Genomic DNA, 19,724 nt, shown 5'->3' with positions numbered 1-19,724 from the left:
GGAGGTTGCCGAGCCGCCGGTGCGGTTTGTTCCAGACCCTGCGCACTCGATGGTCCCCTCTGGTGGGAAGGCTCGTTTCCAAGCCAACACCACCGCGATTCGGATTGCGCGTCAGCTTGCAGTCGAGAAGCGCCCAGCGACTCCGGCCGAGCAGGAGTGGCTGTCGGGTTGGTCGAGCTGGGGCGCGATCCCCGACCTGTTCGATGACTCGAAGACTTCATGGGAGGCTGAACGGGCTGAGCTTCGGGCGCTGCTGAGCGAGGATGAATGGCGGGCCGCCTCTCGCACAACACTGAACGCGCACTACACCGATCCCATGCTCGTGAAGCAAGTGTGGACGGCGCTCTCTGCACTGGGGTTCGACGGCGGGCAGGTTCTTGAACCCGGCTCAGGGTCGGGCACGTTCATCGGTCTCTCCCCAGAGGGCACTCAAGTCACCGGGGTTGAGCTTGACCCTGTGACGGCTGCGATCAGTCAGACGTTGTATCCTCACGCGACGATCCGTGCCGAGTCGTTCGCGGACACCCGCATCGCTGAGGGCTACTTCGATGCGGCGGTGGGCAATGTGCCGTTTGGTGATGTGGCGCTGCATGACCCGGTGCATAACGCGACGAAGCAGAGCCTGCACAATCACTTCATCATCAAGGCGCTACGACTGACCCGGCCAGGTGGCATCGTGGCCGTGTTGACGAGCCGGTACACAATGGATGCGCAGAACCCTGGCGCGCGGCGGGAAATGAACGCGCTCGCTGACCTCGTTGGCGCGATTCGGCTGCCCAGTCGCGCGCATCAACGTACTGCGGGCACCGATGTCATCACCGATCTCTTGATCCTGCGGCGACGTATGCCGGACGAGTCGGTGCGCGACTTCTCTTGGGAAACCGTCACCCGGGTACAACTTGACGGTCAAGAGCTACAGGTCAACCGCTACTTCGATGTGCATCCCGAGCATGTGCTTGGCCGTATGGAGGTCACGTCTGGGCAGTTTGGGCCGACGCTCGCCGTTTCGGGTGATCTGGATCGCCTCGAGGCCGACTTCACCGATGTACTCGAACAGGTCACGTTCTCGGCGCGCCGGGAGGGGTTGACTCAGGCTCCGCGCTCCTCTGAGCATGTTGCTCGACAAGCAGCAGCCGTGCCGTCTGAGCCGGGACGGTGGGATGGAACGATTGTCGCCCGAGAAGATGGCAGCTTCGGTGTAGTGGTCGGGGATCTCATAGAACCGTTCAAGGTGCCCCGGAACGCGGCCGTCGAGATGCGTGCGTTGCTGCGGCTACGGGATGGGGCGACTCGCCTACTCACGATGGAGTCTGCGTCTGTCGATGATTCTCCCGAGTTGGAACAGGCGCGCACCGAGCTACGGCGTGAGTACCAGAAGTATGTCGGCAAGTACAGGGCGCTCAATCGGTACAGCCTGCGGCGCACTGGCAGAGAAAACGAACAAGGCGAGGAAACATTCGCGCGAATCGTGCCGACTCCGATTCGCCTGTTACGCTCCGATCCGTTCGGCGCGCTCGTGCTCGCGCTCGAAGTGTTTGATGATGAAGCTCAGACGGCGGTGCCAGCCGCGTTGCTCACTCGGCGCGTGGTGACACCGAGACCAGAGATCCAGGGAGTCGAAACCGCAGCCGACGCGATAGCGGTGAGCCTCGACCGAACCGGCGGTATCGACCTTGCGATGATCGCTGACCTGCTCGGAGTGAGCGAGGCAGAAGCACAGACTGCACTCGGTGATCTGGTATTCACAGATCCCGAGACCAACGAACTTATCCACGCCCCCGCGTACCTCTCAGGGAACATCTACGAGAAGCTCGAAGCGGCAGAAGCTCGCACCGAAACTGATCCCGCGTTTCAAGTCAACGTAGACGAACTCCGCAAGGTGCTCCCCGAACCGCTCGATGCGGCAGATGTCACCGCGAAGATCGGCGCCGTATGGATCGGCGCAGAGATTCATCAACAGTTTCTCCGCGAACTTCTCGGCACCAATGATGTGCGGGTGAGTAGCCCGATGCCGGGGATGTGGGAAGTCAAAGGCGGCAGGCAGGGTCTTCGTGCGACTTCGGAGTGGGGCACCAAACGCCGGTCAGCACCAGAACTCCTCAAAGCGATCGCTGAACAGCGGCCGATCATTGTTCACGACGAGATTGAAGAGCCAGACGGCACCAAGCATCGCGAGGTGAACACCGTACAGACCGCGTTCGCACAGGAGAAAGCCGATGCGCTCGCCGAACGCTTCAGCACTTGGGTATGGGAAGACCCCGAGCGAGCACGAAACCTCCTCGACAAGTACAACCGCACGTTCAACGGGATCGTGCTCCGAAACTATGAGGGCGCAGGCGACTACCTGACGTTCCCCGGCATGGCATCCGGGTTCGTCATGCGCCCGCACCAACGCGCTGCGGTCGCTCGCATGATCGCTGAACCCGCAGCCGGCCTATTCCACGAGGTCGGCGCGGGAAAAACCGCCGAGATGATCGCGGGCGTGATGGAGATGCGCCGCATGGGGCTCATCTCAAAGCCGATCCTCACGATCCCGAACCACATGCTTGAGCAGTTCACTCGTGAATGGTTGCAGCTGTACCCGCAGGCAAAGATTCTCGCCGCATCAAGCAAGGATCTCACCGCCGACAAGAGGCGGCAGTTCATCGCCCGCGCGGCCGCAAACGAATGGGATGGCATTCTCATCACCCATTCTGCGTTCGGGAGGATTCCGATGCGCCCAGAGAATGAGCACGCCTACCGCAGCACTCAGATTGAGGAGTTGCGCACCGCACTCTCCAACGTCGATCCAGAGGAACGGCTCACGGTCAAGAAGCTCGAAAAGAAGCTCCTATCCGCCGAAGAAAAGCTGAAGAAACTCGTCGACAAGCCCCGCGATCCCGGCGTGAGCTTCGAAGACACCGGCGTCGACTATGTCGTTGTCGATGAGCTGCACCTGTTCAAGAACCTGCGTACCGAGTCGAACATCCCCGACGCGAACGTACAGGGTTCTGAACGCGCCAGCGACCTGCATATGAAAGTCGAGTACCTGCGCTCCCAGGGCAAGAAGCGGGTGATGACCGGCGCGACCGCGACCCCCATTTCGAACAGCATCACCGAGGCATACACGATGCAGCGGTACCTGCGGCCAGACCTGCTCGAAGCGGCAGGCCTCGGCGGATCATTCGATGCGTGGGCTGCGACCTTTGGAGAAACCCTCACCCAGATGGAGATGTCCCCCACGGGCGCATCATTCCGCTTGAAAACTCGGTTCGCGAAGTTCAAGAACGTGCCCGAGATGCTGCGCATGTGGTCGACGTTCGCAGACGTGAAGACCGCAGACGACCTGCAACTGCCGATCCCGCTGCTGCACGAACGAGAAGACGGGCAACGCGCCCCCGAAGCGCGCATCATCCAGCCAACTGCAGAGCTTCAGGATTTCGTTAAGCAGCTGGGGGAACGCGCCGAAGCAATCATGAAAGGCGTTGTTGACCCGCGCGAGGACAACATGCTGTCGGTCACCAGCGACGGTCGGAAGGCCGCGCTCGACATGCGGCTCATTATTCCCGGCGACCCCTCGGGGCCGAGCAAGACCGATGTCGCCGCCGGGATGATCTACCGAGTCTGGCAGGAGACCCGAGACCACGAGTACCTCGATGTCGTTACCGGCGAGCTCTCAGATGTGAAAGGGGCATTGCAACTCGTCTTTGCCGACCTGTCGACACCGAACCCCGACAAATGGAATGTGTACGAGGAGCTGAAGCTCCAACTCATCGTGCATGGGATGCCCGCTGAGTCGATTCGGTTCATTCATGAGGCGAAGAACGATGTAGAGAAAGCGCGTCTGTTCGCTGCTGCCCGGGCCGGGCACATCTCGGTTCTTATCGGCTCGACCGAACGAATGGGAGTTGGCACCAACGTGCAGGCCAGAGCGGTCGCGCTGTATCACCTTGACTGCCCGTGGCGGCCGTCGGATATTGCACAGCGCGAGGGCCGCATCTTGCGGCAGGGCAACCAGAACGAGACGATCGGCATCGTGCGTCTCATCACCGAGCGTTCCTTCGACTCGTATATGTGGCAAGGCGTAGAACGAAAAGCTCGCTTCATCGCGCAAGTGATGCGCGGCAATCTCAATGTGCGCGAGATTGAAGAGATCGACTCAGCCTCGCTCTCTGCGGCAGAAGCCAAAGCACTCGCGACCGGCAACCCACTCATGCTCGAGCACGCCACCCTACAATCCGAGTTGCACCGCTTGAAGAAACTCGAACAAGCCCACCACAGCAACGAACGAATGCTGGAGTTCACCCGCGATACTGCCAAAGGGAACACCAATAGGCTCGAACGCGAACTTACCGGATTGGAAAGCGCGCTCCCACGAGTCACCGACACCAGCGGCGACAGCTTCCGCATCGTGCTGAACGACAGGCTCTATACCTCCCGCGCAGACGCGGCCCAAGCACTCGCCCGCTGGACAGCGGAATCAGGAATCCGCTACTTGCCGAACTATTCGGGGAGGCAGTTCGGCGTAATCGGGAATATAGGCGGCTTCGACGTCGACTGTAGCGTCATCCCCGAGCCAGGCGGCGACCTCACCGTGCGCCTGGAACTCCATGACGTACCCCGAGGCAGTTTCACCGTCACGCGCGAGACGTTCATGGCAGGCGGTGTCGGCATGATCCAACGCATCGAAAACCGCATGGCCGAGATACCGAAACTCATCGAGAAAACAAGAACTGAGTTGCAACAGGCGCAACAGACCGTAGCCGATGCCGAAAGCCGAATCGGGCAGCCGTTCAAGCACACGCTCGCTCTCTCGGCAGCCGAAGCTAACTTCGAACGAGTCTCGAAAGAACTACTCGCAATGCAGCGCAAGAACGACGCGCCAAACATGCCAGCTACTCCCGCAGACGCTCGCCCGGAACTCACGGTTGAGGCCGTGCGCGCGTACCAACCTCGGGGCGGGGTGCGCTCCGATCCCGACCAGCAGCGACCCCATTCTCCGGCTGCTGCTCCCAGCGCGTTCGACCCGGTGCCGCTGAGACCGTCTGGGTTGCAGATCGGGCGGTAGTCGCTTCTCGGGGTGACGACCTCACCTGCTTGTTGCCGCGCGGAGGCGCGGCGCGACAGGCAAGGAGCATCCCATGAACGACAGCAGCAAACCGGCCTCGCCGCCTGAGCCGATTGAAACCCTCGATGCGATCGTCGGTTTCTTCGCCACCGAGCCCCGGCGCAACGCCGGGAACGATGCCGACATCGAGACTGAATCCGAAGCCGAGCAGAGCGACGTCGATGACATACCGAAGGTTTTCGCCCGCTTCGGCGTCGAGCATTACAGCCGCAACCCCGACACCGGCAAGATAGTCCGGCTTGAGCCCACGTTTCACTCTTTGGTCGCCCACTGGGAAGCGGCAGAAATCATCAAAAAGAAGTTCAGAAAAGGCGATTCGTTCATCGCTCAAGGGATGGTGAAAGTAAGCAAGAAGACCGGCAAGGAATACTTCGAGGTGAAGCAGATCGGCCACAACACGCGCCGCACACGATACGAGGTCGATCGCAGCCACCGAACCAGACACCTTGCAGAGCAACGCTCCACTACTGATCGAGCATCGGGCGTGGGACAAGAGCGAGCAGCAACATCAGCGGTCGGCTCACAACACCAACCGCGCCGTATCTCTCCAAGCAGTGCGGTGCAGACGGGGATAGCTCGATGAGCGAGGGCATGATGAACGCCGCAGAGCTTCCCGCCTCGTCCAACCCGGCCGAACCGCATACAGATGAGACAGCGACCTCAAGAGAGCTGCCGCGCCTCGGTACTCCGGTGAACGCTGGCGGCCGAGTCAGCACACCGCCCAGACCGATCAACTGGAACATGCTCACCAGCGAGCAAGCCGAGATCGAGTGGCTTGAGCTCAACAGTTGGGTGTCGTGGTTGAAGCTCTCCTACGGTCTCACACCTGCAGTGCTGCCGCCGCTGTGGCACCGGCACCCCGAGTTGGTATGGGAACTCTCGGCGCTGCATTGTCACTGGCTCGGTGCCTACGATCCTGAACAGCACGCCAGCGGCCCGATCACCTGGCACCGCGACTTCGCTGAAGCTCGGATGCGCCTGCGCGAATGGGTGCAGGCTTCCGGCACCCGCATCGACCGCGACCGCCCAACGCGGCAAACCACCTGGCCGGGCGACACCCCATACCCAACCGGGGCGGAGGCCCCCATCGTTGACCGCGACGCCGACTTCGTAGAGTTCGTCAAAGCCGATGTCGCTTCGCGCCGCGCCGACGAGGACGCCTACTTTCGGCTTCTCGCTGAGGATGAGTCTGCTCTTTCTCGTAGCTCCGCATGAACCACGCAAGCGCCTACTGAACTTCAGAAATGGCTGAGGCCCCGAGCAACTCGACTCGGGGCCTCAGCCATTCCTCCTGAGTTCTACTCTGGCTTTGCAAATGCACTCTCAAGAATGTCGGCGGTCTTCGAGTTCACCATCTGGTTGCGTCGAATGTAGTGCTGAATCGTGATCCTCGGATCAGTATGTCCGAGCAGTTCGGCAGCGAGTTCCACGTCGGCCGCTTCACTTACTGCGGTGGCGACGGTTCGGCGGAACATATGCGGGGTGATGCCCGAGAGTCCTGCCAGCTTCAACGCTTGACGAAGTTGACGGCGCACATTCGCCGGAGACAACGGAGTGCCCTCGCGGGAGCAGAACAGCAGCGCCTCGGGTGATGGATCGGTGAGCTTGCTCAGGCGGCTGCGTACTGCTTCGGCAGTGAACGAAGGGATCGCTGCCGTGCGCTTTGATTTCGAGGTCTTCGGATGATCCTGGCGCTGCACCGGCTCGCCCTTCAGGCAGACGATCGTGCCTGCGATCTCCATCGTCGGCACTGCCGAAGCCACGTCTACATCCATCCGTCGGAATGCGAGGGCTTCACCGATGCGACTGGACGTGCCGAGTAGCACCTCGACGATCTGGCCAAGCTGACCGTCTGGCTTCGGGCCGGATGACGAGAGTCCGGTCTCCCAGTGGGCAATGGCCGCGCGCACCGCGTTTACTTCGACCGGTGTCAGCGCGTCTGGCGTGCGTTGGGGTTTCCGTAGCTTCGCAATTCCGTCCATTGGATTGCGAGGGAGCACCTCGTGCCGGACGGCAAGCCCGAAAGCGAGGCGCATGACATTCCTGGCCTGCTTCGCCCGATTGTAGCTCTGGCGAGCGAGCAGCTTGATATGGCGATCACAGCGCGCAACACCAATCTCTCGCAGGGTGAAGTCCTTGAACGCCGGGAGCACGAGAGTTCGCATGTTTCGCTCGTAGAGCTCCTTTGTCGCCTTTGCGAGATGATCTTCCAGACCGAGATCTTCGAGCCAATAGGTCACCAACTCAGGAAAGGCGCTGTCCGGGGTCAGAATCAGATTCGATGGCTGGAACTGCGTGCGCTCGGAGAGCTTCACTTTCAAAGCTGCCTCGGCAGCCTTCCGCGTAGCTCCCGTTGCTTGCACGGGCCTGGTGACACCATCCCAGTCACGGATGCTGGCGCGTGCCTGTACGCGGTTGTTCGGCTTGGAGACGAACCAGATTTCGCCGAAGGTACCGATGGGGAGACGTGGCCTGCTCATCAGTTCACCCCCGATCCGATTCGAGGGTGTCGGGTTCGCGCTGTGTTTCCATCCAGGTTTGCACATCGGAGAGTGCGAACTTCAGCCGTTTGCCGAACCGGTAGGCGCGTGGGCCGAGGCCGCGCGCCCTCCAGTCGTAGAGCGTCGAGATTGGCACGCCGAGATAGTCGGCTAGTTCGGTGATGTCGAGCAGTGGCTCGAGGGTCTGGTGAGGGGTGTGCTTCGTGTCCATGCCAGCGAGGTGCGCTGAGTAGACAGAAAACAGGATGATCCTGGGTCAACCGTTCTGCGTCAGAGAGCAGAGCCGCAGGATGTGTGTCGGGAGGGGGTTTTACGTGACTTTTTCGTGCCCGGTACATTTTCTAGAGACTCCAAAGGCCCCGGAAATCAGTGATTTCCGGGGCCTTCCGGTCGGGATGACAGGATTTGAACCTGCGACCCCGTCGTCCCGAACGACGTGCGCTACCAAGCTGCGCCACATCCCGATTGCGTGTTTCACGCAAGGAATACTCTAGCGGTTTCCCAGCGAATCACGAAAACGGGGCCGCCCCGGACGTGTCGCCCCCTCCCCTGCCTCTCCCACTCCCCCTCCCCACTGCGAGCGGGGTCACTCTTCGTGGGTGTCGCGACGGCAACACGCACGAAGAGTGACCCCGCTCCGAGAAGTGGGTGGGCGGGCGGGCGGGGCGGGGTGGGTGGGTGGGCGGCGTCAGATGTTGAAGGACGCCAGGAGCGCGCCTACCGCGCCAGGCCACTCGCCCCGCAGACTCAGCGTGCCGGCCGGGTCATCGCCTGCATCGACCACCACGACGCGGTGCACGGCGAGCAGCGCGAACTCCGTTTCGGCGATCGACGCGGTGCCTTCGGCTGACACGCGCACGGCGGCGAGCTCGGGCACCAGTTCGGCCGCCGCACCGGCGCCGCGCACGCGCACCGAGGGTTCGCGCTCGGCGGTGTTCCCCTCCGCGTCCTGCGAGTACTCCCGGCTGCCGGTTTCTCCCCGCGCAATCGCGCCGGCGAGCACCGCGCGGAAGACCGGATCGCCGATGGCGTCGTACGCCCATCGCGTGCCGAGCACCCCGTGCTCCATGGTGCCGACGACGAAGTCGTCACCGTCTTCGAGCGGCGCCCCGCGGTACGACAGCGGCACGTGATAGACGGTGTCGTCACCCGCCGTGAACACGTGCCCCTCGAGGCCGACCTCTCCCTCGGTGTCGTCGAAACGGTAGGCTCCAATCGGCTCGAGCCGACCGGCATCGCCCGTGAACCACGGCTGCGCCGGCAGCCACGCGGCGAGGAGGTCGTACTTCGACGGGCTCAGTGTGGTGCGGTGAATGATCGACATGCTCCGATCCTACGACCGGCCTTCGGAGCCCGTCGAGCATTCCGAACAGCAGGAAGGCCCCGGCCCGCGCACCTGCGCGAGTCGGGGCCCTCCGGACGAACCCGTGCTACTTCTGGTTCTTGAGACGCGACGCCGAGCGTGCGCGCAGGGTCGCTGCGAGCTCGACCTTGCGAATGCGCACGTTCTCGGGCGTGACCTCGACGCACTCGTCCTCGCGAGCGAACTCCAGGCACTCCTCGAGCGTGAGCTTGCGGGGCGGCGTCATCGACTCGAAGGTGTCAGCCGCGGCCGAACGCATGTTCGTCAGCTTCTTCTCCTTGGTGATGTTCACATCCATGTCTTCGGAGCGCGAGTTCTCGCCGATGACCATGCCCTCGTAGACCTCTTCGGTGGGCTGCACGAAGAAGCTCATGCGCTCCTGCAGGTTGATGATCGCGAACGGCGTCACCACACCCGAGCGGTCTGAGACGATCGAGCCGTTGTTGCGCGTCGTGATCGTTCCGGCCCACTCGCCGTAGCCGTGCGAGATGGCGTTGGCGATACCCGTGCCGCGGGTGATGGTCATGAACTCCGAGCGGAAGCCGATGAGACCGCGGGCCGGCACGATGAACTCCATGCGCACCCAACCGGTGCCGTTGTTCACCATGTTCTCCATGCGGCCCTTGCGCGCTGCGAGCAGCTGCGTGATCGCACCGAGGTGCTCTTCGGGCGTATCGATGGTGAGGTGCTCGTACGGCTCGTGCTTCTTGCCGTCGATCTCCTTGGTGACCACCTGGGGCTTGCCGACGGTGAGCTCGAAGCCTTCGCGGCGCATGTTCTCGACGAGGATCGCGAGCGCGAGCTCGCCTCGGCCCTGCACCTCCCACGCGTCGGGACGGCCCACGTCGAGCACGCGCAGCGACACGTTGCCGATGAGCTCGCGGTCGAGGCGATCCTTGATCATGCGGGCGGTGAGCTTGTGGCCCTTCACCTTGCCGACGAGCGGCGAGGTGTTTGCGCCGATGGTCATCGAGATCGCGGGCTCGTCGACGGTGATGACGGGCAGGGGACGCACGTCTTCAGCGTCGGCGATCGTCTCGCCGATGGTGATCTCGGGAATACCCGCAATGGCGACGATATCGCCGGGGCCGGCCTTCTCGGCCGGGTAGCGGGTGAGTGCCTTGGTGAGCATGAGCTCGGTGACGCGCACGTTCTGCACATCGCCGTCGTGGCGCACCCAGGCGACGGTCTCGCCCTTCTTGATCCAGCCGTGGTGCACGCGCAGCAGCGCGATGCGACCGAGGAACGGCGACGAGTCGAGGTTCGTGACGTGCGCCTGGAGCGGGAAGGTGTCGTCGAACTGCGGTGCGGGCACGCGCTCCAGGATCGTCTGGAAGAGGGGCTCGAGATCCGGGTTGTTCGGCAGTTCGCCGTCACCGGGGCGCTCGTGCGATGCCGCACCGGCGCGACCCGAGAGGTACACCGTCGGCACATCGAGCACGGCGTCGACGTCGATATCCGGGTGATCCTCCGAGAGGTCGGATGCGAGACCGAGCAGGAGATCCTGCGCCTCGCCCTCGACCTCTTCGATGCGCGCATCGGGGCGGTCGGTCTTGTTGACCGCGAGGATCACGGGAAGCTTCGACTCGAGCGCCTTGCGCAGCACGAAGCGCGTCTGAGGCAGCGGGCCCTCGGAGGCATCGACGAGCAGCACGACTCCGTCGACCATCGAGAGCGCGCGCTCCACCTCGCCGCCGAAGTCGGCGTGGCCGGGGGTGTCTACGACGTTGATGATGATGGGGCCGCCGCCGGCGTGCGCACCCTCGTACGTGATGGCCGTGTTCTTGGCCAGAATGGTGATGCCCTTCTCGCGCTCGAGGTCGTTCGAGTCCATGACCCGATCGTCGACCTCGGCGTGCGCGTCGAAGGAGTTGGTCTGACGCAGCATGGCGTCGACGAGGGTGGTCTTGCCATGGTCGACGTGTGCGACGATGGCGACGTTGCGGAGGTCATCGCGAGTGGCGAGAGCCATAAGTAGTAGAGTCCTAACGAGACGAGTGAGCGTCGGCGCGGCGGGATGCCGGCCACGGAGCGGGATCGCCCCGCGGTGGCGCCGAAAGACGCCGACGCACTATTCTAGCGGGTCTCTTCGTGAACGGCCCGCGAATAGTGAGTCGAGGCCGGGTGTACGTGCGTGCTGTACGCTCCGGCCCCGCTGACCTTCAGCACGGTGCGCACTCACACCACTCGCTCCCCCGCCCGCCACACTCCCTGCACGAGGGGCATCCCGGGACGATAGGCGAGATGGGTCACCGATGGCGCGTCGAGCAGCTGCAGATCGGCCCGCGCGCCCGGCACGATAAGACCGACCGCGCCCTGCTCGACGCCCTGTGGGTCGCGCCAGCCACCGGCCTCCATGCCGAGCGCGACGGCGCCGCCCAGCGTCGCCGCGCGCACCGCCTCCTGCACGGTCAGCTTCATCTGCAGCACCGCCGTCGCAACACAGAACGCCATGGAGCTGGTGTACGAGGTGCCGGGGTTCGCGTTCGAGGCGATCGCGAGCACCGCACCAGCGTCGAGCAGCGCTCTCGCCGGCGCCAGCGGCATCCGCGTGGAGAGGTCGCACGCGGGCAGCACGGTCGCGACGGTTCCGCGGCGCCCCGCTCCCCCGTCCCAATCGGCCCAGGAATCGCCGAGCGCAGAAATGTCTTCGTCACTGAGAAATCCGAGGTGATCGACGCTCAGCGATCCCGCGCTCACCGCGAGCTGCACACCGGGCCCGTGCCCCAGCTGATTCCCGTGCACGCGGGTAGCGCGACCGGCGCGAGCGGCGGCCTCGAGCACTCGCCTCGACGCCGCTTCATCGAACGCGCCCCGCTCGCAGAAGACGTCGACGGCGCTGATGTGCGGCGCAACGGCTTCGAGCATCGGCCCGGTCACGAGGTCGAGGTACCTTTCGGGATCGGTGCCCGAAGGCACCACGTGCGCACCGAGGAAGGTGACCGCGTCGACGTGCCTCCCGGCGAGCACCGCCGCGCGCTGCTCGTCGTGCACGGTGAGACCGTACCCCGTCTTCGTCTCGATCGTCGTGGTGCCGCCGCGTCGCGCCTCGGCCACCAATCGCTCGAGGTTCGCCTCGAGCGCGGCGTCCGTCGCGGCGCGCGTCGCCTCGACCGTGACGTTGATGCCCCCGGCGGCGTAGGCCTCGCCCGCCATGCGGGCCTCGAACTCGGCGGTGCGGTCACCGGCGAAGACGAGGTGCGTGTGCGAGTCGACCCACCCCGGCAGCACCGCGCACCCAGCGGCGTCGACTCGCTCGTCGGCGCTCGGAGCATCGGTCGCCGCACCGACCCACGCGATGCGATCCCGCTCGATCACCACGGCGGCGTCGTGCAGCCTTCCGCCGCCGGCTTCGTCGTTCGTGGTGAGTTCGCCGATGTTGTCGATGAGCAGGCTCAGCCGTGCGCGGGTCATCGCCTCACCAGGCCTGATCGGTGTTGCGGATCACGGGCGTCACCGGGATGCGCACGCCGCGCTCCCCCGCCACGTCGACCGCGCGCTGGTAGCCGGCGTCGACGTGACGGATCACGCCCATGCCGGGGTCATTCGTCAGCAACCGCTGCAGCTTCTCGGCTGCGAGCGGCGTACCGTCGGCGACGGAGACCTGCCCCGAATGCTGCGAGCGGCCGATGCCCACTCCGCCGCCGTGATGCAGCGACACCCAGGTCGCCCCCGACGAGGCGGCCGTCAGGGCGTTGAGCAGCGGCCAATCGGAGATGGCGTCGGAGCCGTCGGCCATCGACTCGGTCTCGCGATAGGGCGACGCAACCGAACCCGAGTCGAGGTGATCGCGCCCGATCACGATCGGCGCCGACAGCCTGCCCTCGGCGACGAGCTCGTTGAAGCGCACGGCCGCCTTCGCGCGGTCGCCGTAGCCGAGCCAGCAGATGCGCGCGGGCAGGCCCTCGAACTCCACGCGATCCTGCGCCGCCCTGATCCAGCGATGCAGATGCGCGTTCTCGGGGAAGAGTTCGAGCATCGCCTCGTCGGTCACGCGGATGTCTTCGGGATCACCCGAGAGCGCTGCCCACCGGAACGGCCCGAGACCCTCGCAGAAGAGCGGTCGGATGTACGCCGGCACGAAGCCGGGAAACTCGAACGCACGATCGTAGCCGCCCGTGCGCGCCTCGTCTCGGATCGAGTTGCCGTAGTCGAAGACCTCGGCGCCGGCGTCCTGAAACTCGACCATGGCCCGCACCTGCGCCGCCATCGCGGCCTGGGCATCGCGCGTGAACTGCTCGGGATCCGCCTCTGCGCGCTCCAACCGCTCGCCCACCTCGTACCCGATCGGCAGGTAGCTCAGCGGATCGTGCGCGCTCGTCTGATCAGTGACGACATCGATCGTGATCTCGCCCGCCCGATGCCGGCGCAGGATCTCGGGGAACACCTCGGCCGCGTTGCCGACGAGCCCGACGGACCAGCCGCGCTGCTCCTCCTTCGCCCGCTGCACCTTTGCAAGCGCTTCGTCGAGGCTGGTGACGACCTCGTCGAGGTAGCGCTTGCTGACGCGCCGTTCGAGTCGGCTCCGGTCGACATCGACGATGAGGCACGCGCCGTCGTTCAGGGTGACGGCGAGTGGCTGCGCCCCACCCATGCCCCCGCAGCCGCCGGTCAGGGTGATCGTACCGGCGAGCGTGCCCCCGAAGCGCTTGCGAGCGACCGCAGCGAACGTCTCGAACGTACCCTGCAGAATGCCCTGCGTGCCGATATAGATCCAGGAGCCCGCGGTCATCTGGCCGTACATCGTGAGACCTTCGGCCTCGAGCCGGCGAAACTCCGGCCAGTTCGCCCAGTCACCCACCAGGTTCGAGTTGGCGATGAGCACGCGCGGCGCCCAGACGTTCGTGCGGAAGACGCCGACGGGTTTGCCCGACTGCACGAGCAGCGTCTCGTCCTCCTCCAGGTCGCGCAGGGTATCGACGATGGCGTCGAACGCCTCCCAACTCCGCGCGGCCCGACCCGTGCCCCCGTAGACCACGAGATCATCGGGCCGCTCGGCCACCTCGGGATCGAGGTTGTTCATCAGCATGCGCAGGGGCGCCTCCGTCTGCCAGCTCTTCGCGGAGAGCTCGGTGCCTCGGGGGGAACGGACGGGGCGTGCGCCGGGAAGTGCCATCATTGGACCTTTCGCTGAAGTGCAGGATCGCGGGAACTCACCCGCCACCCCTATCCCAGCGGTTCGCGCCCGTTCCGACAACGCAGCGACGCCCGGGCCTGTCCGGAGTGCCAGACTGGCTCGGGCGTCGCGTCGTATCGCGGCTTGGGAGGCTACCGCTCCTGACCGAGCTCGATGTGGGCGCCCGGAATCGCGGCCAGCAGGTTCTTCGTGTACTCCTCCTGCGGATTCTCGAAGACCTCGTCGGTCGTCGCCTGCTCAACGATGCGCCCCTGCTGCATCACGCATACCCGGTCGGCGATCAGACGCACGACCGCGAGGTCGTGCGTGATGAAGAGGTACGTAAGACCCAGCTCCCGCTGCAGCTCCGCGAGGAGATCGAGAATCTGCGCCTGCACCAGTACGTCGAGCGCCGACACCGCCTCGTCGAGCACGAGGATGTCGGGCTTGAGCGCCAGACCGCGGGCGACCGCGACGCGCTGCCGCTGGCCGCCCGAGAGTTCGTTCGGATAGCGCGTCGCGAGTTCGCGGGGCAGCGACACCTGATCGAGCAGCTCGAGCACGCGAGCCCTACGGCTCGCCGTGTCGCCCACGTTATGGATCTTGAGCGGCTCGAGGATGGTGTTGCCGATGTTGTTGAGCGGGTCGAGGGACCCGTACGGATCCTGGAATACCGGCTGCAGCGTGCGGCGCAGATCGAAGAGATTGCGCCCTGACAGGTTCGCGGTCTCCCGCCCCCCGATTCGAATCGATCCCGACGACGGCTTCTCGAGCTGCAGCACCATCTTCGCGATGGTGGACTTGCCCGAACCCGATTCGCCCACAAGCGCCAGGGTCTCGCCGCGATTGACCGAGAACGTGGCGCCCGCAACCGCGTGGAACTCCTCTGATCCGAAGTTTCCCTTGCGAATCTTGTAGATCTTGCCGAGGTCCGACACCTCGATCATCGGCTCGCCGTGCTTCACTGTCGGCTTCGGCTCGTCGGCGAGAGCCGACAGGTCGAACGACTGCGTCGGCGCCGTGGGGAGCTCGGCATCCGCACCGATTCGCCGCGATGCCAGGCTCGGCGCGGCAGAGACGAGACGCTTGGTGTACGGGTGCTGCGGGCGTTCGAGGATCTCGCGACTCGGGCCGGATTCCACGATGTTGCCCTTGTACATCACGATGAGCTTCTCGGCGCGCTCGGCCGCGAGACCGAGGTCGTGGGTGATGAAGACGACGGCGGTTCCCAGCTTCTGCGTCAGGCTCTGCAGATGGTCGAGCACGACGCGCTGCACCGTCACATCGAGCGCAGACGTCGGTTCGTCGGCGATGAGCAGCTGCGGGTTGGCCGCGAGCCCGATGCCGATGAGCGCGCGCTGCTTCATGCCACCCGAGAACTGATGCGGGAACTGCTTCATGCGCTGAGCAGCGTTCTGCAGCCCGGCCTGCTCGAGCACCTCGACGGCGCGCTCGCGCACCTCCTTCTTGCCCTTTGCAAGCCCGTTCGCCCGCACCGCCTCTTCGACCTGGAAGCCGACGGACCACACCGGGTTCAGGTTCGACATCGGGTCCTGCGGCACGAGACCGATCTCCCGCCCGCGGATGCGCTCCATGTCGCGGCGACCGAGCCCGACGAGTTCCTTCCCGCCCCACGTCACCGATCCCTCGGTCACTCGGCCGGTGCCCGGCAGCAGATTGATGACCGCGTGCATGGTCGTCGACTTGCCGGAACCCGACTCGCCGACGATCGCCACGGTTTCACCGGGATACACGTCGAAGTTGATGCCGTGCAGCACCTCGTTCACCTGCCGGTCGACGGTGAACCCGACCTTGAGATCGCGCACGCTCAGCAGCGGCTGCATGAATTCCTGGGTTTCGTCTGTCATGTTCGCTTCGTTCATCGTCGTGCTCTCGCCTTCGGATCGAGGGCATCCCGCACGGATTCACCGAGCAGGATGAAGCCGAGAACGGTGATGGTGAGTGCCAGGGATGGGTAGATCAGCGGCATGGGGTCGGTGCGCAGCGAGAGCTGAGCGGCACTGATGTCGTTGCCCCAGCTGATGAACTCGCCCGCAGGCAGGCCCACGCCGAGGAACGAGAGCGTCGCTTCGGCCACGATTGCCGAGGCGAGGGAGAGCGTGGTGACCACGATCGCGGGAGCGATCGCGTTCGGCAGCACGTGGCGCACCAGCGTGCTGAACCGCGACAGACCCAGGGATTCCGACGCCATCACGAAGTCGGCATTCTTCACGCGAAGAATCTCACTGCGCACGATGCGCGCCGTGATCGGCCAGGAGAACCCGCCGATGGCGAGCGCGATGACCAACGGATTGCGGTGATCGGAGAGCACGCTCATCACGACGACTGCCGCGAGGATGTAGGGAATCGAGAAGAAGATGTCGCCCAGACGCGAGAGCACCGTGTCGAGCATCCCCCCGAAGAAGCCCGCAAGCGCTCCCATCACCGTTCCGACCACGAAGGTCAGAGCGATGACCAGCAGACCGACGGACACGGAGGTCGACGTGCCGAAGATGATCCGCGAATACACGTCGCATCCCTGCTTGTTGTACCCGAGCGGATGCCCGGTCGACGGGCCGGCGTTCGAGAACGACAGCGCGCAGGCTCGCGGATCCGCCTGGGTGAACAGGCCCGGGAAGAGCGAGATCAGCGTCACCGCGAGAATGATGACCGCTGAGATCCAGAACATCGGGCGCCGGCGCATATCCCGCCACGCGTCGAGCCAGAGCGTCGACTTCTTCTCGGCGATGCGCACGGCGTCGACTGCGACGACGGGCGTCTCGTCGATCGGCGCGACGAAGTGCTCGATGGGAGGCCGCACGCGCCGAGGCGTGCCGGGTGAGGACTGAGGGGTATCAGGCATAACGGATCCTCGGATCGAGTACGGCGTACAGCAGGTCGACGGCGAGGTTGACGCCGAGATAGATCAGCACCATCACGGTGACGAACGACACCACGGTCGTGTTCTCGCCCTTGAGAATGGCGTTGAACAGCACGTTGCCGACGCCGGGCACGTTGAAGATTCCCTCGGTCACGGTCGCGCCCACCATCAGCGTTCCGAAATCGGTCGCGGTGTTGGTGATCGTCGGAATCAGCGAGTTGCGGAGCACGTGCACCGGGATGACGCGGCCGCGGCTGAGCCCCTTGGCGTACGCCGTGCGCACGAAGTCCTGATTCAGCGTGTCGATCACCGAGGCTCGGGTGAGGCGCATGCTCGTCGCGTACAGAGAGACGCCCAGCACGATCGCCGGCAGCAGCAGATCCTGCAGCGGCGCTCCCGCTCCCACGGTCGGTTTGAACCACCCGAGTTTGAGCCCGAGCCCGTACTGCCCGATGAAGGCGACGACGAAGATCGGGATGCTCAGGAACAACAGACCGATGATGAGGTTGATGTTGTCGAAGAACCGGCCCTTGCGCAGACCTGAGAAGAGTCCGATCACGATGGCAAGTACCAGCGAGATCACGATGGCCATGAGCGCGAGCTTGATGGTCACGGGGAACGTGCGCGCCAGGATCTCGGAGACGGGTTCCCCCGAGAAGCTGATGCCGAAGTCGCCCACGAACAGGCCCTGCAAGTACAGCAGGTACTGAATGAAGAACGGCTTGTCGAGGTTGTACTGCTCGCGCAGGCGCTCAAGTACGGCATCGCTCGGCACCTTGTCGCCGAACATCGCCGCGACGGGGTCTCCCGGCATGGCGAACACCATGAAGTAGATGAGGAATGTGGTGCCCAGGAGCACTGGGATCACCTGGAGGATCCGGAAGAGGATGTATCTCAGCATGCGCCGCCCCTCCGTTCACTGGTCGTTGACATGGTGCGTTTTCTCTCGCAATCGTGGCGCGAAACGTAGTCGGGACGCCGGTGTCCCTGCCGCGTCGGAAATGGTCTCGCCCGAACCCAACGGGGCCCGGACGAGGTTCAGGCCCCGAACAGCGCGTTCGGGGCCTGAGAGAACTGAATCAGTTCTTGGTGATCTCGTTGAACAGCGGCACTGAGTTCCAGCCGAAGGCGACGTTGTCGACGCCCTCGCTGTATCCACCGGTCGTGCCCTGGTACCACAGCGGAATCGACGGCATGTCTTCGAGCAGCATCTCCTGCGCGTCGTTCAGCATCTCGATGCGTGCATCGTGATCGCTCTCCGAAGCGGCATCGTCGAGCAGTGCGTCGAACTCGGAGTTCGCGTAGAACCCGTGATTCGAGCTCGCACCGGTGTAGTAGAGGGGCTGCAGGTAGTTGTACGCGCCGGGGTAATCGCCCTGCCAGCCGGCGCGGAAGGGTCCGCCCACGACATCGGCTTCGCGATCATCCAGGAAGGCCTGGAAGGTCGGGTACAGCTTCGGGGCAGCTTCGATCTCCAGGTTGTTCGCCCACTGGTTGGCGACAGCCTCGACCCACACCTGGTGCGGGCCGTCGGAGTTGGTCGCCACCTCGAGCGTGCCCTCGAACGGGCTCATGGCGTCGGCCTCGGCCCAGAGCTTCTTCGCCTCATCGGCGTTGAACTCGAGCTTCTCGGCACCCTCGAGGTCGTCGGCGTAGCCGTCGACCACCGGGGAGGTGAAGTCCTTCGCGGGCACGTTCGTGCCCTCGAAGATGACGTCGATGATCTCGTCGCGGTCGAGCGCCATGGAGAGCGCCGCGCGGCGCAGCTTGCCCTCTTCGCCCGAGAAGTGCTCGAGGTTCTCCGAGATCGCGAGCGTCGTCGTGAGCGCGCCGGCCTGGTTGATCGCACGATCGCCGAGCTCATCCTGGAACACGGCGAACGACGTGTCGGGGATCTGGTCGAGCACATCGAGGTTGTTGCCGAGCAGGTCGGTGTATGCCGCATCGAGCGACGCGTAGATCTTGAAGTCCACGCCATCGTTCGCGACCTCGCGAGGCCCGACGTAGCTGTCGTTCTTCACCAGGCTGATGGACTCGTTGTGCTTCCACGCACCTTCGCCGTCCATCATGTAGAGGCCGTTGCCGATCGGGTTCTGGCCGAAAGCCTCCATGTCGTCGAACGCGACATCGGGAAGCGGGTAGTAGGCCGAGTAGCCCAGGCGATCCGGGAAGTCGGGAGTCGCTGCCACGGTGAAGGTGTAGTCGTCGACGATCTTGAGACCCGACATCTCCTCGACCGGATCGGTCTCGCTGAAGCCTTCGATGGTGCTGAAGAAGTACTGGTTGCCCATCGCGTTGTCGACGTTGGCAGCGTAGTTCCAGGCGTCCACAAAGTTCTTCGCCATGACCGGGGTGCCGTCCGAGAACACCGCGTCTTCGCGGAGCTTGATGGTCCAGGTGATGTTGTCTTCCGACTCGATCGATTCCGCGACGCCCATCTGGGTCATGCCGTCGATGTCGTAGTAGACGAGGCCTTCCCAGAGCGCGTCGACGACCTTGCCGCCGCCGACCTCCGTGGTGTCAGCGGGAACGAGCCCCTTCTGCGGCTCGGTGTTGTTGACGGTAATGATGCCGCCGCCTGAGCCTGCGTCCCCGCCACCGGCCTCGCCGCCGTTCGACGAGCAGCCCGACAGCGCGAGCGCGCCTGCAGCGGCCAGGGCGATGAACGTGTAGCCGATCCGTGATCGCTTCACTGGTTTCCTCCTTGAAATGTCCCCCGGCATGCCGATAGAACTCTCGTTCGATTGCACCCGACA

At 64.5% G+C, this 19,724-nt stretch carries 13 protein-coding genes and 1 tRNA gene; 3 read left to right on the top strand and 11 right to left on the bottom strand.

Features of this window, described 5'->3' with window-relative positions:
* Positions 1–49 precede the first annotated feature (49 nt).
* The 3 genes from AB0O71_RS11860 to AB0O71_RS11850 all read left to right on the top strand — a co-directional run bounded on the left by AB0O71_RS11860 (position 50) and on the right by AB0O71_RS11850 (position 6,322).
* Positions 50–5,047 (top strand): helicase-related protein, encoded by a 4,998-nt coding sequence (locus tag AB0O71_RS11860; protein WP_363745536.1) that lies wholly within the window; start codon positions 50–52, stop codon positions 5,045–5,047.
* A 73-nt stretch (positions 5,048–5,120) separates the two neighbouring features.
* Complete coding sequence (locus tag AB0O71_RS11855; RefSeq protein ID WP_363745534.1) at positions 5,121–5,690, top strand: hypothetical protein; 570 nt, start codon at positions 5,121–5,123, stop codon at positions 5,688–5,690.
* The gene (locus tag AB0O71_RS11850) at positions 5,687–6,322 is read left to right on the top strand and encodes a hypothetical protein (protein ID WP_363745532.1); all 636 of its coding nucleotides are present in this window, start codon (positions 5,687–5,689) and stop codon (positions 6,320–6,322) included. Before AB0O71_RS11855 ends, AB0O71_RS11850 begins: the two co-directional genes overlap by 4 nt.
* An 83-nt stretch (positions 6,323–6,405) precedes the next feature.
* Here the strand turns inward: AB0O71_RS11850 and AB0O71_RS11845 are convergent, their stop codons facing one another.
* The 11 genes from AB0O71_RS11845 to AB0O71_RS11795 form a co-directional block, all read right to left on the bottom strand.
* Positions 6,406–7,422 carry a tyrosine-type recombinase/integrase gene (locus AB0O71_RS11845; RefSeq protein WP_363745530.1) on the bottom strand — a complete coding sequence of 339 codons (1,017 nt, stop codon included), beginning with the start codon at positions 7,420–7,422 and terminating at the stop codon, positions 6,406–6,408.
* Between the two features lie 169 nt (positions 7,423–7,591).
* Positions 7,592–7,819, bottom strand: coding sequence for a helix-turn-helix domain-containing protein (locus tag AB0O71_RS11840; protein ID WP_363745528.1), 228 nt, complete (start codon positions 7,817–7,819; stop codon positions 7,592–7,594).
* 179 nt (positions 7,820–7,998) lie between these two features.
* A tRNA-Pro gene (locus AB0O71_RS11835) sits at positions 7,999–8,072 on the bottom strand.
* Between the two features lie 224 nt (positions 8,073–8,296).
* Positions 8,297–8,932 (bottom strand): hypothetical protein, encoded by a 636-nt coding sequence (locus AB0O71_RS11830; protein ID WP_363745526.1) that lies wholly within the window; start codon positions 8,930–8,932, stop codon positions 8,297–8,299.
* Positions 8,933–9,038: 106 nt separating this feature from the next.
* On the bottom strand, positions 9,039–10,943 hold the full coding sequence (typA, locus tag AB0O71_RS11825; protein WP_363745524.1) for a translational GTPase TypA: 1,905 nt from the start codon (positions 10,941–10,943) through the stop codon (positions 9,039–9,041).
* A gap of 206 nt (positions 10,944–11,149) precedes the next feature.
* Positions 11,150–12,385, bottom strand: a complete 1,236-nt coding sequence (locus tag AB0O71_RS11820) for an amidohydrolase family protein (protein WP_363745522.1) — start codon at positions 12,383–12,385, stop codon at positions 11,150–11,152.
* Between the two features lie 4 nt (positions 12,386–12,389).
* Positions 12,390–14,087: a urocanate hydratase gene (gene hutU, locus AB0O71_RS11815; RefSeq protein ID WP_363745520.1), complete on the bottom strand. Its 1,698-nt coding sequence runs from the start codon at positions 14,085–14,087 to the stop codon at positions 12,390–12,392.
* A 152-nt stretch (positions 14,088–14,239) separates the two neighbouring features.
* Positions 14,240–15,955, bottom strand: coding sequence for an ABC transporter ATP-binding protein (locus AB0O71_RS11810; protein WP_363745518.1), 1,716 nt, complete (start codon positions 15,953–15,955; stop codon positions 14,240–14,242).
* A gap of 11 nt (positions 15,956–15,966) precedes the next feature.
* Positions 15,967–16,950 carry an ABC transporter permease gene (locus tag AB0O71_RS11805; protein WP_363745516.1) on the bottom strand — a complete coding sequence of 328 codons (984 nt, stop codon included), beginning with the start codon at positions 16,948–16,950 and terminating at the stop codon, positions 15,967–15,969.
* Complete coding sequence (locus AB0O71_RS11800; RefSeq protein WP_363745514.1) at positions 16,943–17,869, bottom strand: ABC transporter permease; 927 nt, start codon at positions 17,867–17,869, stop codon at positions 16,943–16,945. The genes AB0O71_RS11805 and AB0O71_RS11800 overlap by 8 nt, the downstream gene beginning before the upstream one ends.
* Before the next feature lie 178 nt (positions 17,870–18,047).
* Positions 18,048–19,661 carry an ABC transporter substrate-binding protein gene (locus AB0O71_RS11795; RefSeq protein ID WP_363745512.1) on the bottom strand — a complete coding sequence of 538 codons (1,614 nt, stop codon included), beginning with the start codon at positions 19,659–19,661 and terminating at the stop codon, positions 18,048–18,050.
* Positions 19,662–19,724: the final 63 nt, after the last annotated feature.

The organism is Leucobacter sp. NPDC077196 (assembly GCF_040687075.1).
In the GTDB taxonomy this organism is placed as follows: domain Bacteria; phylum Actinomycetota; class Actinomycetes; order Actinomycetales; family Microbacteriaceae; genus Leucobacter.
Note: the sequence above shows the minus strand (reverse complement) of the source record. Positions and strands in the feature narration are given on the sequence as shown.